The organism is Paraburkholderia sp. RL17-368-BIF-A, from assembly GCF_046054045.1.
GTDB lineage: Bacteria > Pseudomonadota > Gammaproteobacteria > Burkholderiales > Burkholderiaceae > Paraburkholderia > Paraburkholderia graminis.
In genome coordinates, this window is sequence record NZ_JARESN010000005.1 from 309,891 (window position 1) to 328,422 (window position 18,532).

The window sequence follows — 18,532 nt, forward strand, 5'->3', positions numbered from 1 at the left end:
TCGAATGCAAAAGTTTTCAGTTCATCCGCGCGAGCTAGCGATCAGTCTGTGGCGTAACCGGAGGCTGATCGCATTGTCTGTTCGGCGCGAGGTGCTCGGACGCTACCGGGGTTCGTTTCTCGGCATCTTTTGGTCGTTCTTCAATCCGCTGCTGATGCTGGCCGTCTATACGCTCGTGTTCAGTGGCCTGATGAAGGCCCGGTGGAACGCAGCCAGCGATTCCAAGACGGAATTCGCGCTCGTGCTATTTGCGGGTCTGATGCTATTTAATCTGTTTGCGGAATGCATAAATCGGGCACCCGGTCTCATCCTCGGTAACCCCAATTACGTAAAGAAAGTCGTATTTCCGCTTGAAATACTTCCTTGGGTGAGCCTAGGGTCGGCTCTTTTTCACGGCGGCGTCAGCTTGCTCGTCTGGCTCATCGCCTATTGCATCTTTTTTGGAGCGCCGCACGCAACGGTTGTCTTGCTGCCGCTCGTGCTGATCCCCTTCATTCTCTTCACGATGGGACTGAGTTGGGCGCTGGCATCGCTCGGCGTATTTTTGCGCGACGTTGCGCAGGTCATCGGCATCCTGACAACTGTCTTGATGTTTCTTTCGCCGATCTTCTATCCTGCAACAACGTTGCCTGAAAAATATCGTCCGCTGCTCTATCTCAATCCATTGACGCCCGTAATCGAGTCGGCGCGCGATGTACTGTACTGGGGCAAAGTTCCGAGCTTCGAAATGTTAGGAGTCTACTTGGTGATCAGCGCATTCATCGCCTGGCTGGGTTTCGCCTGGTTCCAGAAGACACGCACGGGATTTGCCGATGTCCTCTGAAATCGCGATCAAGGTCGAGAACCTGAGCAAGCGCTATCAGATCTACGACCAGCCGAGAGATCGGCTCAAGCAATTCGTTTTGCCCCGCGTACGGAGAATGATCGGCGCTGCGCCTGCGCAGTACTTTCATGAATTCTGGGCGCTTCGCGACGTATCGTTCGAAGTGCGGCGCGGCGAGACCGTCGGAATCATTGGGCGTAACGGAAGCGGCAAATCGACCTTGCTGCAGATGATTTGCGGCACCCTCAATCCCACGCATGGGACGCTCGAAACGAAAGGCCGAATCGCTGCGTTGCTCGAACTGGGCTCCGGCTTCAACCCCGACTTCACGGGTCGCGAGAACGTGTTCCTTAACGCGGCAGTGTTGGGCCTCAGTCACCAGGAAGTGGAAGCACGCTTCGACGATATCGTTGCGTTCGCAGATATCGGCCACTTTCTGGATCAGCCGGTCAAAACGTATTCGAGCGGCATGGTGGTCCGGCTCGCATTCGCGGTGCAGGCGATGATCGACCCGGACATTTTTGTCGTCGACGAAGCGCTCGCGGTGGGTGACGAGAAATTCCAGCGCAAATGCTTTGCGCGGCTCGAAGAACTGAAAAGCCGCGGCACGTCGATCCTCTTTGTCTCGCACTCGGCGGCCAGCGTCATCGAGTTGTGCGAACGGTCTCTGCTGCTCGACAGCGGCAGCCGCATCATGTATGCGCCGGCGGCGCAAGCCGTGCGCGCGTATCAGAAGCTGCTTTACGCGCCAAAAGCGGATCACGAATCACTGGTCCGCGAATTTCGCGCGGCGGACAGCAGTGCCGGCGCCGTTAATGGTGCCGCGGGTACCGCGGGTGCCGCAGGTGCCGCGGCAGACATCGTGCTTGCCGCTCAGGACGCAGCGAAGAACGCCGAGTCCACGTTCGATCCAGGACTCGTGCCGGAGACCACCACGGTCTATCCGGCGCAGGGCGCGGAGATTCAATCCATCGCATTTCGCAGCGAAGACGGGCGCGTGGTCAATGTGCTGCAGTCGGGTGAAACGTACTACCTGGAAATGCAGGGTGTGTTCACGCGGGACTTTGCCGGCGTGTTCTTTGGTAGCCATATCCGCAACATCCAGGGAGCGGAGATTACCGGCCAGCGTTATCCCGAAGAGGGCTCGTATGTGCCGGACGCTCGCGCAGGAACGCAATTCAAGGTGAGGTTCGCTTTCAATATGAACCTTATTCAGGGCGCGTATTTCGCTGGTGGCGGCGTGTGGTCGGCGGAGGAGCCGGCATGCGCACATCGAATTGTGGATGCCGTGATGTTCCGGATCACGCCCACCGAAAGGAAAAAGTCGTTCGGTTATGTGGATCTCGCCGCGAGTGAGCCGACGCTCGATCTGAGCGGCTGTGCGATCAATGCGGCGACCCCGACGATGTAATGCATTCGACAACGGATCTGCGCGATCCGCTGGCGCGTATCGAGCGATTGGAAAGGGTGGGAAATGAGTGACGTTGTTGATGGAAAGCTGGCGGCGCAGGAGAAACTGTTCCAGTTCCTGCGCTGGAACAGCTATCGTTCCGAACGGCACAAGCTGTTTTATATCGCCACGCCCAAGGTGGCGTGCACCTCGTTGAAATGGTGGTTCGCGGCGCTGGAAGGCTATGCCGAGTCGCTGTACGACATTAACGATAGCTCCGAATCCGATCCCGAGCTCGTCGTTCACGAATCGCACAAGGTCGCGCCGCACGTCACGGGTCTGGAGAAAGACGCGCTGTATGAAGCGTTGACCTCGAACGAATACTTCCGCTTCGCGGTGGTGCGAAACCCGTATAAGCGCATCTTCTCCGCGTGGCAATCCAAGTTGCTGTTGCAGGAGCCGCTGCAGGTCGGACGCTATACGAAGTTCGAGTTTTTTCATCTGCCGGTCAACTCGAGGCAGGACATTGCGCCCGCGTTCGAAGCGTTTCTCGAACATCTCGCGAGCAACGAGGCACCGTCGTTCTGGGACCATCACTGGATGCCGCAGGCTTCGTTGCTGAGGCCGGACATCATCGAATATTCCCGGATCGCGAAAGTTGAAGACAATGCGCCTTTGAGCGCCGCACTGAAGGAGTGGCTCGGCGGCTACCTGCCTGATCCGTTCGCCGTGCATCGGGCGAACGAGAGCCTCATTCCTTTTCAGCCGGATTTCATCACCGAGCGAAGCGGCGAATTGCTGCGCGCGATGTATGCGGAAGACTTCGATGCATTCGGCTATGACCGAGCGTTGCCAGGGGCCAAGGAGAGCTTCTCCGAAGAGCAGGCCGACGTCGCGCTCAAGGCCGTGCATCTGCTGCGCGCCCGGCACACGCAGCTCGGCGAGCGCTCGGAGCGGTTGGCTGCACTTGCGCAAGCCGTCCGCGAACGTGACACAAGAATCGCAGTGCTTGGAAATGCTGCGTCTGAGCGCGACGCTACACGAGCGCAGCGCGACGCGTTGCAGATGGAGGTTGAGACGTTGCGGGCGCAGCGCGACGCCTTGCAAACCGATCGCGAAGCGGACATCGCCGCCCGCGACGCGGCTGTCGCAGGGCGTGACCAGATAATCGCGAATCTGAATCGCGCCATCGCGGGACGCGATGCGGAGGTTTCCAGGCTCAGTCGGCAAGCGATCCAGAGCAACGCGCAGGTGAACTCGCTGGAACGAACCATCGAGGCACGACAAGCGCGCATTGCGGAGTGCGAGGCGCACATGTGGCATCTCGAGCGCGCGCTCGCGGAACGCGATGCGCAAAATGCCGAAGGTAATCGCCAGATTGCAATGCTTCAGCAAGAAGCTGCGGAGAAAGGCGCGCAACTCGAATCGGAGCGCCAACGGCTCGCCGAAATTTTCGGATCTCACACGTGGCAACTCGCCACGCGCATTCGCAAGGGCGCCACAGCGTACCGCCGTGTATTGGGCCGCTCGCGACCGGACGAAATGCGCAGCGCATCGCCAATCGCGCGTGCGCGCCGCGCGTTGCAGACGCGTCTTGCGATCCGCGCCATTCGCGGCAATAACCTGTTCGACGGCTCGTTTTATCTCGCCAGCAATCCGGACGTGCGCGAGGCCGGGCTTGATCCCGTCAGGCACTATCTGACACATGGCTGGCGCGAGCGACGCGATCCATCGCCCGCCTTCAGCACCGCCCAATATCTGTCCGATAACCCGGACGTCGAGCGCGCGCTCGTCAATCCTCTGTTGCACTATCTGCGCTTTGGAAAGCGCGAAGGGCGCATCGTCCACGCAAGCGCGACGGCGGCATCCGTCGACGTCGCGCATTCGTCGCAAACCGACGTGGCCGCCGTCGACGCTCCTCATCACGAGGCCGCAGACGGCCAGGTGACACCGCAGAGCGACGAACATGCAATCGCGAACAGTGCCCTCGATGCCGAGGTCGACGCCATCAGGCAGTCGGGACTGTTTGACGAGAGCTATTACGTTTCGGTGAATTCGGAGCTCAACCTGAGTCCGGGTGAGGCGATTCGCCACTATTGCGAATCTGGCTGGCGAGAAGGGCGCAATCCGTCGGACGACTTCGACACGCGGTATTACCTCGATACGTATCGCGACATTCGCGAGGCCGGCATCAATCCGTTCTGGCACTACGCCATTGCTGGAGCGAGTGAGGCGCGGCGCGCGGCGCCTGCGGCCAGCAATCTGCATGAGAAAGACATCTGGTTCGGACCTATCGAATCGGACGTCAAGTTGATCGCTTTCTATAAAGCGCCCGACTGGTCTGTCGCGCGCGCCGGCCGTCCAATGTTCAAAGGGCATTTGCAGCCTTTTCTGCCGAGCACGCAGCCAGGATTTTATGATCCGCTGGACAAGGACGTCATGCGCTGGCAGGCGCAGGCGGCGCGACGTCATGGCGTGTACGCGTTCTGTTTCGACCTCGACGCAGACGCCGACGGTTCAGTACCGCCACAGCCGGTAGACAGCTTGCTCGCGACTGAAGACGCGGACATTCGTTTTTGCGTCCAGTTGCACGCAAAGTCCGACGAACAGTCGCGTGCAATCGCCGGCAAGCTCGCGCTTTGTTTCGCCGATCGTCGTTATATCCACATCGACGACAGGCCGGTCGTGCTGATGTCCGTAGCCGGAAACGCGCAGCAGATGGGCGAGTTCATCGCGAGCTTGCGTCAGCATCTTGCGCAACAGGGCGTGAACGCACCGAGGTTCATCGGAGCCTGGTCGGCGGATCACGACGACATGTCGCGCACGGAACTGACCGAGCTCTTCGAAGCGTCGCTGGATCTGTCCGTGGCCGGGGAAATCGGCACCTTCACGCCCCTGTCCAAAGGCGGTATCGATGTCGTTCCCTACAGCGTGGTTGCGGCCAACGGTGTGTCGCGGCTATCGCAAGACCGTACGCCTGACCGTTTCTCTTATCCTGTCGTCACGCTGGCTCGCGATAATTCCGCGGTCCGCGGCGTCGATTCGATCGTCTATTCCCGTTTCCATCCCAAGGCGTACCGGCGGTGGCTGGATGCGGCGATCAGCAATGCGAGAACGTCTCAACCCGCGGATCGGCGCATGGTTTTCATCAACGCGTGGAACGACTGGAACGAGGGCGTCGCGCTGGAGCCGGACCATAGAACGGGCTTTAACCGCCTGAACGAGACGGCGCGTGCGCTGACGGGACACGAGTCGGGCAAGAAGATGCCTAAGGTTTCCGTCATCGTTCCGAACTACCGGCACGAGCAGTTTCTCAGGCGCCGCCTCGACAGCGTGTACGGTCAGACCTATAAGAATATCGAGGTGCTGTTGCTCGACGATTGCTCGCCGGACGAAAGCCGCGCAGTAATGGATGAGTACGCAGCGGCCTATCCGGAAATCAGCCGGACGTTATACAACGACCGAAATTCCGGCGGCGTATTCCGTCAATGGGCCAGAGGGATTCAGGCCGCAACAGGCGATCTCGTCTGGATCGCCGAAAGCGACGATTTCTGTGACGCTTCGTTCCTCGAGACCCTTGTTTCGGCCTTCAACGATGAAGCGGTCATGCTGGCGTATAGCTTCTCGCTATTCGTCGATCGCGATGAAAACCCCATCGACGGTAATTTCGAATGCTACGTAAGCGATCTCGACAACCCGGAAAGGTGGAATAGCAGTTACGTCGAAACGGCGCATAACGAAGTGAGGACGGCGCTCGGCATCAAGAACACCATCCCAAACGCGAGTAGCGTTGTCTTCAGGCGGCCGGTCGACATGCCGCTTCTTAACGACGAGTCGTGGCTGTCCATGCGCGTGGCGGGCGACTGGGTGTTCTATCTCCATCTTTTGCGCGGCGGGAAAATCGCCTTTTGCGCCGATGCAACCAACTTTTTCCGACGCTATCCCGGCAGCACGGCCGACACGACCTATAAACGCGAAGTGTTCTATCGCGAAGTCGGCATGGCGAGTCGTACCGTTGCAGAACTTTACGATGTGCCACTCGAAGTACTCGAACGTTGCCGCAAGGGGTACGAAGACTTCTATTTGCGCGTTGTCGGCGGCGATAGCGAAGAGTTCTTGCGTTGGTACGATTACTTTTCGATATTGCAGGCACGCCAGCGGCGCTTGCCGAACGTCATGGTCACGACCATGGGCTTTAGCCCAGGTGGTGCCGAGATCCTTCCCATCCGCATCGTGAACGAGTTGAAGCGGCAAGGTCATTCCGTGCTGCTCCTCAATACCGGCTTGATGGTGCACGACGACCGCATTCGTGAAATGGTCCGCAACGATGTTCCGGTCGTCGAGGTATCGGACGTGACGGCGACCAGAGAACTTATCCGTGCGTTCGGCATCGAGGCGTTGAACACGCATCAATGGCACTTGCAGAAGTATCCGTCGCAGGTCCCCGACGTTTACGACAGTTTGCGCGTGCACGTCGCGTCGTTGCACGGAATGATCGAGCACGGCGACGCATTCGGCGCGACGGAAGAGCAACTTCGTCTGGCCGACGAGAAAGTCACGACGTGGGTCTACACGGCGGACAAGAACCTGGGGCCGTTTATCGACTGCGGACTGTACGACGAGACTTCGACCCGCTTTGCGAAGATTCCGAACGGAATGATGCCGCCGACCATCGTGCCGGTGAGCCGGTCGAGCATGGGCATACCCGAAGATGCGTTCGTGTTGTGCTGTGTGAGCCGGGCGATTCCTGACAAGGGTTGGGCCGAGACCATCGAGGCCGTGGAGCGGGCCCGTGCACTGTCGAACCGCGACATTCGCCTGATTCTCGTGGGCAACGGTCCTGTGTACGACGAGTATTGCCAAAGCGGAGCGTTCGACTTCGTTCACTTCGCGGGTTTCTCCGAGAACTCCGTGGGCCATTACGCGGCGGCGGACATGGGCATCATGCTGACGAAGTTCAAGTCCGAAAGTTTTCCATTGACGATCGTCGACTGCCTGTTTGCGGGCAGACCCTACATTGCGACGGACGTCGGGGATATCCGCAACATGCTCACCGAAGGCAACGAAGTTGCCGGCGCGGTCATCGAACTCGAAGACTGGGCCGTGCCAGTGGATGCGGTCTCGCAAATCATCGCAGCGTTTGCGTCGGACGAGCAGAAGTACCAGAGAACTCGCGCTCTCGTGCGCGAGGTCGCTAACCGCTACAAGATCGATATGGTGACGGCGAAGTACGTTGAGCTTTTCAAAATGTCGCACGGCAAACGACGGATAGGTTCCGAAGAGCGCCGGTGCGATCTCCTACAACTCAACTGACGGTGGACGAATATGCATAGCCATGCCAGTCGTGAGATTGCAGCCAGCACGAAGCGGTGTCTCGTCTTGGGGGGAGGAGGCTTTATCGGATCGCACTTGACGCGCGCGTTGCTCGAGCACGGTTATTACGTTCGCTGTTTCGAGCGTCCGCACACGGGCGCGCGCTGCGCACAGGCGATTGAGCATCCGAATTTCGAGCTTTTCCAGGGCGATTTCGTTAATCCGCTGGATCTTGCGTGTGCGCTCGAAGGTGTCGACGTCTGCTTTCATCTCGTGTCGACCACGTTGCCGAAATCGTCGAATGCCGACCCTGCGTTCGATGTTGAAACCAACCTGCTCGGCACCGTTCGTCTGCTCACGCAGGCGGTCAAGTCGGGCGTGACCAAAGTGATTTTCGTGTCCTCCGGCGGGACCGTCTATGGCGTGCCGCAAGCGGTGCCCGTCCCCGAAACGCACCCGACGAATCCCGTGTGTTCGTACGGGATAGCCAAACTCGCAATCGAAAAATACCTCGCTTTGTTTCATCAGCAACACGGCCTGGATTACGCGGTATTGCGATTGGCCAATCCTTTTGGCGAAGGTCAGCGCGCGGAGTCGGGGCAAGGGGCCGTCGCCGTCTTCCTCGGCCGCATCCTTCGGGGCGAAACACTCGAAGTCTGGGGCGACGGTTCTGTCATCCGCGATTACATCTACATTGAAGACGTCGTGACTGCGCTGCTGCTCTCGATCGACCTGAAAGGCAGCGAACGCCTGTTCAACATCGGATCGGGTCGCGGACACAGTATCAACGAGGTGCTCGATGTGCTCGAGCGCACGGTGGGCCAGCCTGCTATTCGACGCTATCGGCCGGGCCGGTCGTTCGACGTACCGGCGAGCGTGCTATGCATCGAAAGTGCGCGCCGTTCGCTCGGCTGGTCACCGAAAGTCGATTTCGAGGAAGGTGTTGAACGCTTCGCCGCCTGGATGAAGCGCGAATTGGCGGCGCAGTCGTTGCTGGCAATCGGAGGATATTCTGGCTAGCAGCGCAAGCGGCGACGGGGCATTGAAGCCGGTGTCCGACGTGGCCGACTCCGCCCAGGGCGTCGCGACGACCATTGCGATCATCGGCGGCGGATTCAGTGGCGCGCTGACGGCAGTCGGCCTGCTGCGCGGCGCGCGGGCGAGCACGCTTCGCGTCGTCCTGATCGACAACGGACCGGGTTTTGGGCGGGGGCTCGCTTATCGCACTGCACACCCCGAGCTTCTACTGAACGTGCCGGCCGGCAATATGAGCGCGTTCCCCGATCGGCCCGGAGACTTCGTCGAATACCTGGAGCGTCTCGATGCGCGGTTGAACGCCGGATCGTTCGTGCCGCGCACGGTATATGGCGACTATCTGGAACACACGCTCGCGCAAGCAGAGCGAATGTGTCCCGATGTCCTTACGCGATACCGGGGGCAAGCTGTCGCTTTGCACCTGGAGCAAGAGCCCAGGCGGTATCGGATCGAATTCGAAGACGGGCAGATCCTGCACGCGCAGCGGGTCGTGCTTGCAACGGGGCACTTCGCACCGGATGTGCCGCAGTGCTTCTCCAGCGACGTCGCGCACAGAATCTTGCAGCCTTGGGACTTCGATGCAATCGACGCGTTAAATCCGGCAGCGCCCGTTGCTGTCATGGGCATGGGGCACACCGGCATCGACACTTTGCTGCGCCTCGTGCGGCTCAGCCCCGAGCGCAAGGTGTTCATGTTCTCGCGCCGAGGTCTCGTGCCTCACACGCACCGTCCGAACCCCAGGTTGCCGGTCAAGGTCGGATACCCGGAGCGGTTCGCATCATTACCTCCCACCATCAGGGCTTACGCGAAATCACTGCGCGACTGCGTCGCTCAGCGCGTCGCTCGCGGAGAGGATTGGCGAGACGCGCTGAACGAGTTGCGCCCGCACACATCGACGCTATGGCGCAGTCTCCCGCCTGCGGAGCGCGCGCGCTTCCTCCGCACGCTTTTGCCGTATTGGGACATCCATCGGCACAGACTTGCGCCGGTTATTGGTCAGCGCCTCCAGTATCTGGTGAAGGCCGGGCACGTTGAACGTATCGCCGGAGCGGTTCGCGACGCGTATGAACAGGACGGCATGCTTCATGTCGCGCTGGGCACGCGCCCGTCCGGAGCGCTCCGGCCGCTGACGGTCAGCGCCGTGATCAATTGCACCGGGCCGAACTATGACCTCGGGAAGGTGGGTTCGCCTCTGCTCAGGCAGCTCTTTCATGCGGGCCAGATTCGTCGCGATACGCTCCGCTTGGGGCTCGATGTCGACGATCGATACCGCGTGATCGATGCGAGCGGTCACCCGGCTGACAATCTCTTCTACGTCGGTCCCATGCTTCGGGCCATGTATTGGGAGGCGATTGCCGTGCCCGAATTGCGGCAACACGCGGCAACACTGGCCGATCAGCTCCTGCATGATCTGGCTTCCGCGGTGCGCAGCGGAATCTGACCGGGGCTGCCGTCCGCTCTCTATTTGCCGCGCCGCGCCCCGTCACGAGCTGACGGCTTCTCGCGCTGCCTTGGCCCCTGCCTGGTAATGAGATAATTGCGGGCCCGCCGATTACGAACGTAAAGCCGACTTGCCGGAACCGGCAAGCTTGAGCAAACTTTTGTTCGGCCAAACAACGGCATTTCGACCGACGTGCCCGCCACAAGACACGCAGTTACAACTCATGAAAGCTACAGCAGAGCCGCATTCCGGACTGGAAGGACTGTCCGTGTCGGTGGTGGTCTATCGCCCGAATATCGAACAACTGAACGCCACGCTTGCCGGCCTCGCGGCGGCGAGCGAGAGCTTGCGCGCCGGCCGGCCCGGGGTGCCGGTCAGCCTGTACCTGGTGGACAACGGCGGCCTGCCTGACATGCGGGCCACGCTCACTGAACTGGAACGGCACGGAGTTTCGACGACCGTCATTTCCGGACATGGCAACGTGGGCTACGGCCGCGGCCACAACCTCGCGATCGAACGCAGCGCGAACCGCTATCACCTTGTGCTGAACCCCGACATCGATCTTGCGCCCGACGCATTGTGCAAAGCCTTCGATTTCTTCGACGCCCATGCGCAGGCCGGACTTATCACGCCCTGGATAGGCGATGAGCACGGCCATCAACTATTCCTTTGCCGACGATACCCCACGCTTCTGGATCTATTCGCGCGCGGTTTTCTGCCTGCACGGTTGCGGCGATGGTTCGCGCGGCGCCTCGCACGGTATGAGATGCGCGACATGATCAACGCGCAGGACGTCGTTTGGGACCCGCCTATCGTCAGCGGCTGCTTCATGATGTTTCGCACGAGCGTATTGAAGCAACTGGCGGGCTTCGACGCCCGATACTTCCTTTATTTCGAGGACTACGATCTAAGCCTTCGCGCCCACGACGTCACGCGGGTCGTCTACACGCCCTCGGTCCGGGTTCTGCACCACGGCGGCGGCGCGGCGAACAAAGGCTTCGCTCATATCCGCATGTTCATGGCTTCCGCCTACAAGTTCTTCAATCGCTTCGGATGGAAGTGGCTATGAGTCACGTACTCGTTACTGGCGCCAACGGGTTTGTCGGTCGCGCGCTGTGCCGCGCCTTCTGCGATGCGGGGCACACGGTCACCGGTCTGGTCCGGCGCGGCGGGGGCGTCGAGCCGGGTGTCAGCGAGTGGATCGAGCCGAGCGCGGACTTCGCGGCGCTCGAAGCGCAATGGCCGGCGGCGCTCGCTGCCGATTGTGTCGTCCACCTGGCGGCGCGCGTGCATGTCATGCACGAAGTTTCGGAAGATCCCGAAGCCGCTTTCCATGCGACGAATGTCGACGGCGCGCTGCGCGTCGCGCGCGCAGCGCGGCGACATGGCGTACGGCGTTTCGTCTTTGTCAGCAGTATCAAGGCGATCGCGGAAGCCGACAACGGTCGTCCGCTGACTGAAGACGATGCGCCGGCTCCCGAAGACGCTTACGGCCGCTCGAAACTGGCCGCCGAGCAGGCGCTCGTTCGTTACGGTCGCGAGTCGGGGCTTGAGGTGGTGATCGTGCGTCCGCCGCTCGTCTATGGGCCCGAGGTGCGCGCGAACTTTCTGCGTCTGATGGACGGCATATGGCGCGGCATGCCACTGCCGCTCGGGGCCGTGCGCGGACGACGCAGTCTCGTCTATGTCGAAAATCTCGCCGATGCGCTGATGCGCTCTGCAATCGATCCACGCGCCGCGGGGCAATGCTTCCATGTCGCGGACACCGACGCGCCGACCGTGGCCGAATTGTGCCGCGCGCTGGGCCGTCACTTGGAGAAGCCGGCGCGCCTCGTTCCAATACCTGAGAGCCTGCTGCGTCTCGCAGGCCGGCTGACAGGCCGCTCCGCGCAAATAGATCGGCTCGTCGGCGCATTGCAGGTGGATACCACGCGCATTCAAACCGTGCTGGACTGGCACGCTCCGCATTCCACAGACGAAGGGCTGGCCGCGACCGCCCGCTGGTATCGCCGCACACGAGGAGGCAGCGAGTGCTGAGATACCTTGCCTCGTTACCGGCCTGGTCGGCTGCGGTCCTGATTGGGCTGGGAGCCGCTTGCGCTTGCGCCGCGATCCTTTGGACGTTGCTGCGAACCGGACTTGCCTGGCGTCTCGCCACGGACGTCCCCAATGACCGTTCGCTTCACCACGCGCCCACGCCGCGAGTCGGCGGCTGGGGCATTGTTCCCGTCAGCGTGGCGGCGATGTTGCTGTTAGCGCCGGGGCTCTGGTGCGCGGCCTTGGGCACGGCGTTTCTCGCGGCTGTTTCACAGATCGACGACCGCCGCGGTCTGCCCGCGCGGGTCCGCTTCGCGGCTCACCTGGTGGCTGTCGTCGGCCTGGTCGCGGCGTTCCCGGCCAGCGTACCCTGGTGGGCGCTGGCAGTCCTGGCCTTCCTGATGTTGTGGCTGGTCAACCTCTACAATTTCATGGACGGCGCGGACGGGCTCGCGGGCGGAATGGCCTTGTTCGGCTTCGCCGGCTATGCCGTCGCCGCTCTGCTCAGCGAGCGTCCCTTGCCGGAACTGGCGTGGTCGTCCGTCGCGGTGTCCGGTGCTGCGCTGGGTTTCCTCGTTTTCAACTTTCACCCGGCGCGCATTTTTCTCGGCGACGCAGGATCGATATCGCTGGGCTTTCTCGCCGGGGCCTTCGGTTATTGGGGCTGGCGCGGCGGCGTCTGGCCGGTCTGGTTCCCGGTGATGGTATTCGCGCCTTTCATCGCCGACGCGTCGGTCACGCTCGCTCGCCGCCTGCTGCGCGGAGAAAAATTTTGGGAAGCGCACCGCGAGCACTACTATCAGCGTATGGTGCGTAGTGGGATTGGGCACGCGAGGACAGCCCTCGCATGGTATGCGCTCATGGTCACTGGCATAACGCTTGCTATAATTGCTCTTGGCCGCGCTACCGCTTTTCAGTGGTGTATCGTCGCCGCCTGGGTGATTGTTCTCTTTCTGGCAGGCGTGGTCATCGACATGCGCTGGCGTCATTTCCAATCAACACGGTCAGACAAGTAAGGGATGCCGCTGATGTTACGAAACAAGGCCGCTTGGCTGTCTTTCAGCGCTTTCCTGTTCGATCTTTCCGCAGTTGCCGGATCGTGGCTTATCGCGTATCTCCTTCGCTTTAACGGCTCGATTCCCTACGACTTCCGCGTCGGCGCTCTGCGGTCGCTGCTTTGGGTTCTGCCGGTCTACGGCATGATGTTCCGCATCTTCGGCCTGTATCGCGGCATGTGGGTGTTCGCGAGCCTGCCCGACCTCGTTCGGATTTCGAAAGCCGTGATCGCGGGCGCGCTTGTCGCGATGGTTGTTTCCGTACTGGTGCAGCCCTCGCCGATCGTGCCGCGTTCGGTGCTCGTCGTCTCGCCGCTCTTCCTGTTCCTCGCCATGGGCGGATCGCGGGCGCTTTACCGTGCGACCAAAGAGTTCTACCTGTACGGCGGCCTCGTCGCCCAGGGCAAGCCCGTGGTCGTGCTCGGCGCCGGCAACGCGGGCGCGAGCCTCGCCCGTGAGTTGTCGCGCTCGAGCGAATGGCGTCTCGTTGGACTGCTCGACGACGACGTTTCCAAGCACGGTCGCGAGATCTACGGCTACAAGGTGCTCGGGCCGATCAGCGAATTGCCGCGCATGGCCGAGGAGTTGAAAACCGAGTACGCGATCATCGCCATTCCTTCAGCGTCGGTCGACGTCCAACGCCGCGTCGCAACGCTTTGCGTGCGAGCCGGCGTGCGCGCGCTCGTGTTGCCGGCGTTGACCGCAGTCACGCAAGGCCAGGCCTTCCTGTCGCGCGTCCGCCAGATCGATCTCGAAGACCTGCTTGGCCGCGACCCGGTCATGATCGACACCGACGACGTCGAAGCATTGCTGAAAAATCGCGTCGTCATGGTGACGGGCGCGGGCGGCTCGATCGGCTCCGAACTGTGCCGGCAGATTCTGCGCTTCGGCCCGGTGCAACTGGTCGCGTTCGACGTCTCCGAGTTCTCCATCTATCGGCTGAACGAGGAGCTTTGCGACAAGTATCCGAAGGTGTCGGTGGTGCCGATCATCGGCGACGTGAAGGACTCGCTGCTGCTCGATCAGGTGATGGCGCGCTACAGCCCGCATATCGTTTTCCACGCCGCGGCCTACAAGCATGTCCCGCTGATGGAAGAGGTCAACGCGTGGCAGGCCGTGCGCAACAACGTGCTCGGCACCTATCGCGTGGCGCGTGCGGCGATCCGTCACGACGTCGCGCGCTTCGTGCTGATTTCCACCGACAAGGCCGTCAATCCGACCAACGTGATGGGCGCGAGCAAGCGCCTCGCGGAGATGGTGTGCTCGTCGCTGCAACAGCAGGGCGCGCGGCGCACGCAGTTCGAGACCGTGCGCTTTGGCAATGTGCTCGGCAGCGCGGGCAGCGTGATCCCGAAGTTCCAGGAGCAGATTGCGCGCGGCGGTCCGGTCACGGTCACGCATCCTGAAATCACGCGTTTTTTCATGACGATTCCCGAGGCGTCGCAGCTTGTGTTGCAGGCGTCGAGCATGGGGCGCGGCGGCGAGATTTTCATTCTCGACATGGGCAAGCCGGTGCGCATCGCCGATCTTGCGCATGATCTGATCCGGCTTTATGGCTTCACCGACGAGCAGATTCGCGTGGTGTTCACGGGCCTGCGTCCGGGCGAAAAGCTCTACGAAGAACTGCTTGCCGACGACGAAACCACGACGCGCACGCCGCATCCGAAGCTGCGTATCGCGCGGGCGCGCGAAGTGCCGGACAGCCTGATCGACAACCTGCTGCCGTGGCTGATGCAGCACCGCGTTCCCACCGACGACGAAGTGCGCCGCGATCTGCGCCGCTGGGTTGCGGAATATCAGCCGGCGACGTCGACTGCATTGCGTAGTGTGCCGGTGGCGATCACGCGAGGGTCGTGACGTTCCCGATTGGCGGTGCGGCAGGAGATGAAAAAGGCGCCTTCATGCAGCGCCTTTTTCATTTTATCGCTTCGTCTTCCTCACCACCATCCACCGCGGCGACTTGAACCGCACGATGCTCACATAGAGCCACACATAAGTCGCCGCGAACACCACCACGAAGCAGAACAGATGCAGCGTATGCCGCCAGAACAGCGTAGCCGGCACCACTGCAATCAGACACAGCAGCCACAAATAAGGCGACGTCAGCGAATTGCGCCGCGTGAGTTCGCGTGCGGTGCGCGTACCGACTGCCCAGCGCATCAGCCGCTTATACACGAGCATATGCAGATGCACGCCATCGGGAATGCCGGGCGACATGCCGCGAATAAACTTCTTCCGGTAAATCGAGAAGCACGTCTCGAAGATCGGATACATGAAGAGCAGCACCGGATACCACGCTGACACATCGCGATTGCGCATCACCAGCATGATCGACAGTTCGGCGAGCATGAAGCCGATGAAATATGCGCCGCCGTCGCCGAGAAAAATCAGACCCGCCGGGAAGTTCCAGATGAAGAAGCCGAGCACCGCGCCCATCATCATGAACGATGCCGACAGCACGATCGGGTCGTGCACCTGGAACGCCACGTAGGCGAGCGACGCGAACATCATGAACGCGACCATCGAAGCCAGGCCGTTGAAGCCGTCGATGATATTGATCGCGTTCGCCAGCGCCGCGACCGCGAGCACCGTCACCGCGCACGAAATCACCGCATACGAGAGCAGAAAGTCGAGCGGCGGCACGCTGATGCGCGTCACCGCGATGTCCAGCAGAAAGTACGCGAGCGCGGCGGCGGCCATCGTGCAGATTAGACGCGCGAGCGGCGACACGCGCTTGGTCAGGTCTTCGACGAGACCCGAGCCGAAGGCCGGCATGCCGCACGCAATGAGTCCGAGGATGCCGCCCGACACCGCAGGGTACGCGCCGTGCAATTGCACCGCCGACGCGATCAGCCCGAGCAGAATGCCCGTTCCGCCGATGCGCGGCACCGGACGCACATGGAATTTCTGCACGCCGGCGAGATCGGTGTCCGTCGAAAATTTTTCATGCAGATGCGCATAGCGCACGATCAACAGCGTGATCAGCAGTGAAACGAGAAAGCCGAGCGCAAAACTAAGCATGAAAGTGGGCCTGAGCGAAGACGCCGAATTATACAAACGAAACCTTGCGCGCCCGGAAAAGCGCCGGGCTCGCCGATGCCGCCGACTATCCCAGATAGTGAGGCGAGAATGGCCCGGAAAGCCGCGCCAGTCATGGATTTCACCTATTCAGCGAGGCTTGCCGCGAGCCGTTAAGACTGGATGCGGCGAAGTGCGGACAACGCGGGGCAACACGCACTCGCCGCGGATCGACAAGACCGTTCCGGAGAATCCATGCTAAACAACATCACAATTCGTGGCGGCCTGACGCTGGTAATCAGCGTATTCGTTGCCTTTCTGCTGACGGTGATCGGCGTCGGCTATGGCGCGCTGAAGCTCGCCAACAGCAGCCTCGCCGACACGCAGCGCAGCGCGTCGGCGCTCTCGCATCTGAAGGCAAGCTCGGAGAAGCTCCTGCAGGTGCAACTGGCGCTGGGCTCGTATCAAACGCTCTTTAGCATCGGCAAGCAGACCGACGATCTGCTGCCCGCCGCGCACAAGGTGCTGGTCGAGTCCAACAACGACTTCCGCAATTACATGGCCGGCCCGTTTGCGAGCGACGCCGAGCAGAAGCTCGCGCAGAACGTCGAACAGGCACGCAGCGCGCTCGTCGATAAGGCGATCGAACTCGAGTTCAAGGCGCTCACCGACTTTGACTTCAACACGTTCCGCAACATTCAGGGCGAGACGGCGAACGCGTTTTACGCCACGTATTCGAAGGCCATCGACGCGCTCGAACACGCGCAGATCGAGAATCAGCATCGCCAGGCCGCGACCGCGGAACAACGCTTCCAGATGGCGACGCTGCTGTTCGCCGCGATCGGCGCGCTCGCCATCGCGGTGGGCGTGGCGGCGCGCATCGCGTTGTCGGCGGCGCTGATCAAGCCGGTCAACGCGACCGTCAAGCACTTCGAGCGCATGGCCGCAGGCGATCTGACGGTGGCGATCAAGAGCCAGTCGCGCAATGAAATGGGCCAGTTGCTGAGCGCGTTGACGAAGATGCGCGACGGTCTCGTCGAAACGGTCTCGCAAGTGCGCGGCAGCACCACGGCCATCACGCAGGGCGCAAACGAAATCGCGTCGGGCAACACCGATCTGTCGGCGCGCACCGAGCAGCAGGCCGCGGCGCTTCAGCAGACGGCGGCCAGCATGGAGCAGCTTTCCGCGACGGTGAAGCAGAACGCGGACAACGCGAAGCAGGCCAACCGGCTGGCGCATGGCGCGCTCGATACCGTCACGCGCGGCGGCAAGGTCGTGTCGCGCGTGACCGAAACGATGGACGGCATTACGGAGTCGTCGCGCAAGGTGACGGAGATCATCGGCATGATCGAGGGCATTGCGTTTCAGACCAATATTCTCGCGCTGAACGCGGCCGTCGAAGCGGCGCGCGCCGGCGAGCAGGGGCGCGGATTTGCAGTCGTGGCGTCGGAAGTGCGCAGCCTCGCGCAGCGCTCGGGCGCGGCGGCCAAGGAGATCAAGGAGCTGATCGGCGATTCGGCGGCGCAGGTGGAGCAGGGCGCATCGCTCGTCGCCGAGGCAAGCCGCACGATGCACGAGGCGATGCAGTCGGTGGAGCGCGTGACCGGCATCATGGGAGAGATCGAAGCGGCTGCGCTCGAGCAGAGCGACGGCATCGAGCAGGTCAACAAGGCCGTCTCGCAGATCGACGAGGTCACGCAGCACAACGCGGCGCTCGTCGAGGAGGCCGCGGCGGCGGCGAAATCGCTGGAAGAACAGGCGGCCGTTTTGCGCGACGCGGTGGCGGTGTTTCGCGTGGATGGCGCTCAGTCGGCCGGAGCCGCGGATGGCCGCTCGCTGTCGCGCGACGGCGTGCGCCGTCCCGTATTGCCGGCGCGCGACGCTTCGCCGCTGCAAATGGCTTGACGTCGAATGTCGACTGATGGGCGGGCTTCCGGGAGGGCCCGCCCCGCGCGCGGCTTCTGAAGCCAGCTCAAAGAAAACTAAAGATAAGCCTCAGCCAGCCTGACGACCACCGGCCCGGCGAGCAGCAGCCAGACCGTCGCGCAGATCAGCAGCGACAACGTGACCGCCGCGCTGCCGCAATCCTTGGCCCGCTTTGAAAGCTCGTGCCGCTCCAGCGAAATGCGGTCGATTGCCGCTTCGATACTCGAATTCAGCAACTCGACCAGCAGCACCAGCAGCAGCGACGAAATCAGCAGCACGCGTTCGACCGGCGTGACGGGCAGCAGCAACGCAAACGGCATCAACACCGCGGCGAGCGCGGTTTCCTGACGGAATGCGCTTTCCTCACGCAGGGTCGTAAGGAATCCGTCATAAGAGTGCCGCAGCGCGAACAGTCCGCGCAAGATTCCGCTGCGTTTGGGAGCGACGGGAGACGGCGGCGGATCGTTCGGGCGGCGCATCGATCGGTTCATTCT

Annotated in this window: 12 protein-coding genes; 10 read left to right on the plus strand and 2 right to left on the minus strand. The window is 61.7% G+C overall.

Going from position 1 to position 18,532, the window contains the following annotated elements; translation table 11 throughout:
* The first annotated feature begins 4 nt into the window (after nucleotides 1-4).
* From P0D87_RS11840 to P0D87_RS11880, 9 genes are all read left to right on the plus strand, one after another.
* Nucleotides 5-823, plus strand: a complete 819-nt coding sequence (locus tag P0D87_RS11840) for an ABC transporter permease (protein WP_053857629.1) — start codon at nucleotides 5-7, stop codon at nucleotides 821-823.
* Nucleotides 813-2,234 carry an ABC transporter ATP-binding protein gene (locus P0D87_RS11845; RefSeq protein ID WP_053857630.1) on the plus strand — a complete coding sequence of 474 codons (1,422 nt, stop codon included), beginning with the start codon at nucleotides 813-815 and terminating at the stop codon, nucleotides 2,232-2,234. Before P0D87_RS11840 ends, P0D87_RS11845 begins: the two co-directional genes overlap by 11 nt.
* A 63-nt stretch (nucleotides 2,235-2,297) precedes the next feature.
* Entirely contained in the window at nucleotides 2,298-7,526 is a 5,229-nt protein-coding gene (locus P0D87_RS11850; RefSeq protein WP_053857631.1) for a glycoside hydrolase family 99-like domain-containing protein, read from the plus strand.
* Between the two features lie 12 nt (nucleotides 7,527-7,538).
* Complete coding sequence (locus tag P0D87_RS11855; protein WP_053857632.1) at nucleotides 7,539-8,546, plus strand: NAD-dependent epimerase/dehydratase family protein; 1,008 nt, start codon at nucleotides 7,539-7,541, stop codon at nucleotides 8,544-8,546.
* A 31-nt stretch (nucleotides 8,547-8,577) separates the two neighbouring features.
* On the plus strand, nucleotides 8,578-10,002 hold the full coding sequence (locus P0D87_RS11860) for an FAD/NAD(P)-binding protein (RefSeq protein WP_053857633.1): 1,425 nt from the start codon (nucleotides 8,578-8,580) through the stop codon (nucleotides 10,000-10,002).
* 223 nt (nucleotides 10,003-10,225) lie between these two features.
* Nucleotides 10,226-11,071 carry a glycosyltransferase family 2 protein gene (locus P0D87_RS11865; RefSeq protein WP_053857634.1) on the plus strand — a complete coding sequence of 282 codons (846 nt, stop codon included), beginning with the start codon at nucleotides 10,226-10,228 and terminating at the stop codon, nucleotides 11,069-11,071.
* Nucleotides 11,068-12,039: a UDP-glucose 4-epimerase family protein gene (locus P0D87_RS11870; protein WP_053857635.1), complete on the plus strand. Its 972-nt coding sequence runs from the start codon at nucleotides 11,068-11,070 to the stop codon at nucleotides 12,037-12,039. Before P0D87_RS11865 ends, P0D87_RS11870 begins: the two co-directional genes overlap by 4 nt.
* Nucleotides 12,033-13,055 carry an MraY family glycosyltransferase gene (locus P0D87_RS11875; RefSeq protein WP_321175780.1) on the plus strand — a complete coding sequence of 341 codons (1,023 nt, stop codon included), beginning with the start codon at nucleotides 12,033-12,035 and terminating at the stop codon, nucleotides 13,053-13,055. Before P0D87_RS11870 ends, P0D87_RS11875 begins: the two co-directional genes overlap by 7 nt.
* Before the next feature lie 12 nt (nucleotides 13,056-13,067).
* On the plus strand, nucleotides 13,068-14,951 hold the full coding sequence (locus tag P0D87_RS11880; protein ID WP_053858966.1) for a polysaccharide biosynthesis protein: 1,884 nt from the start codon (nucleotides 13,068-13,070) through the stop codon (nucleotides 14,949-14,951).
* Between the two features lie 63 nt (nucleotides 14,952-15,014).
* Here P0D87_RS11880 and P0D87_RS11885 read toward each other — a convergent pair whose 3' ends face one another.
* Nucleotides 15,015-16,115 carry an MraY family glycosyltransferase gene (locus tag P0D87_RS11885; protein WP_053857636.1) on the minus strand — a complete coding sequence of 367 codons (1,101 nt, stop codon included), beginning with the start codon at nucleotides 16,113-16,115 and terminating at the stop codon, nucleotides 15,015-15,017.
* A gap of 252 nt (nucleotides 16,116-16,367) precedes the next feature.
* Between P0D87_RS11885 and P0D87_RS11890 the strand changes: the two genes are divergently transcribed.
* Nucleotides 16,368-18,017: a methyl-accepting chemotaxis protein gene (locus P0D87_RS11890; RefSeq protein WP_053857637.1), complete on the plus strand. Its 1,650-nt coding sequence runs from the start codon at nucleotides 16,368-16,370 to the stop codon at nucleotides 18,015-18,017.
* A gap of 77 nt (nucleotides 18,018-18,094) precedes the next feature.
* On the opposite strand, the gene P0D87_RS11895 is transcribed toward P0D87_RS11890, so the two are convergent.
* Nucleotides 18,095-18,529 carry a diacylglycerol kinase gene (locus tag P0D87_RS11895; RefSeq protein WP_374709762.1) on the minus strand — a complete coding sequence of 145 codons (435 nt, stop codon included), beginning with the start codon at nucleotides 18,527-18,529 and terminating at the stop codon, nucleotides 18,095-18,097.
* Nucleotides 18,530-18,532: the final 3 nt, after the last annotated feature.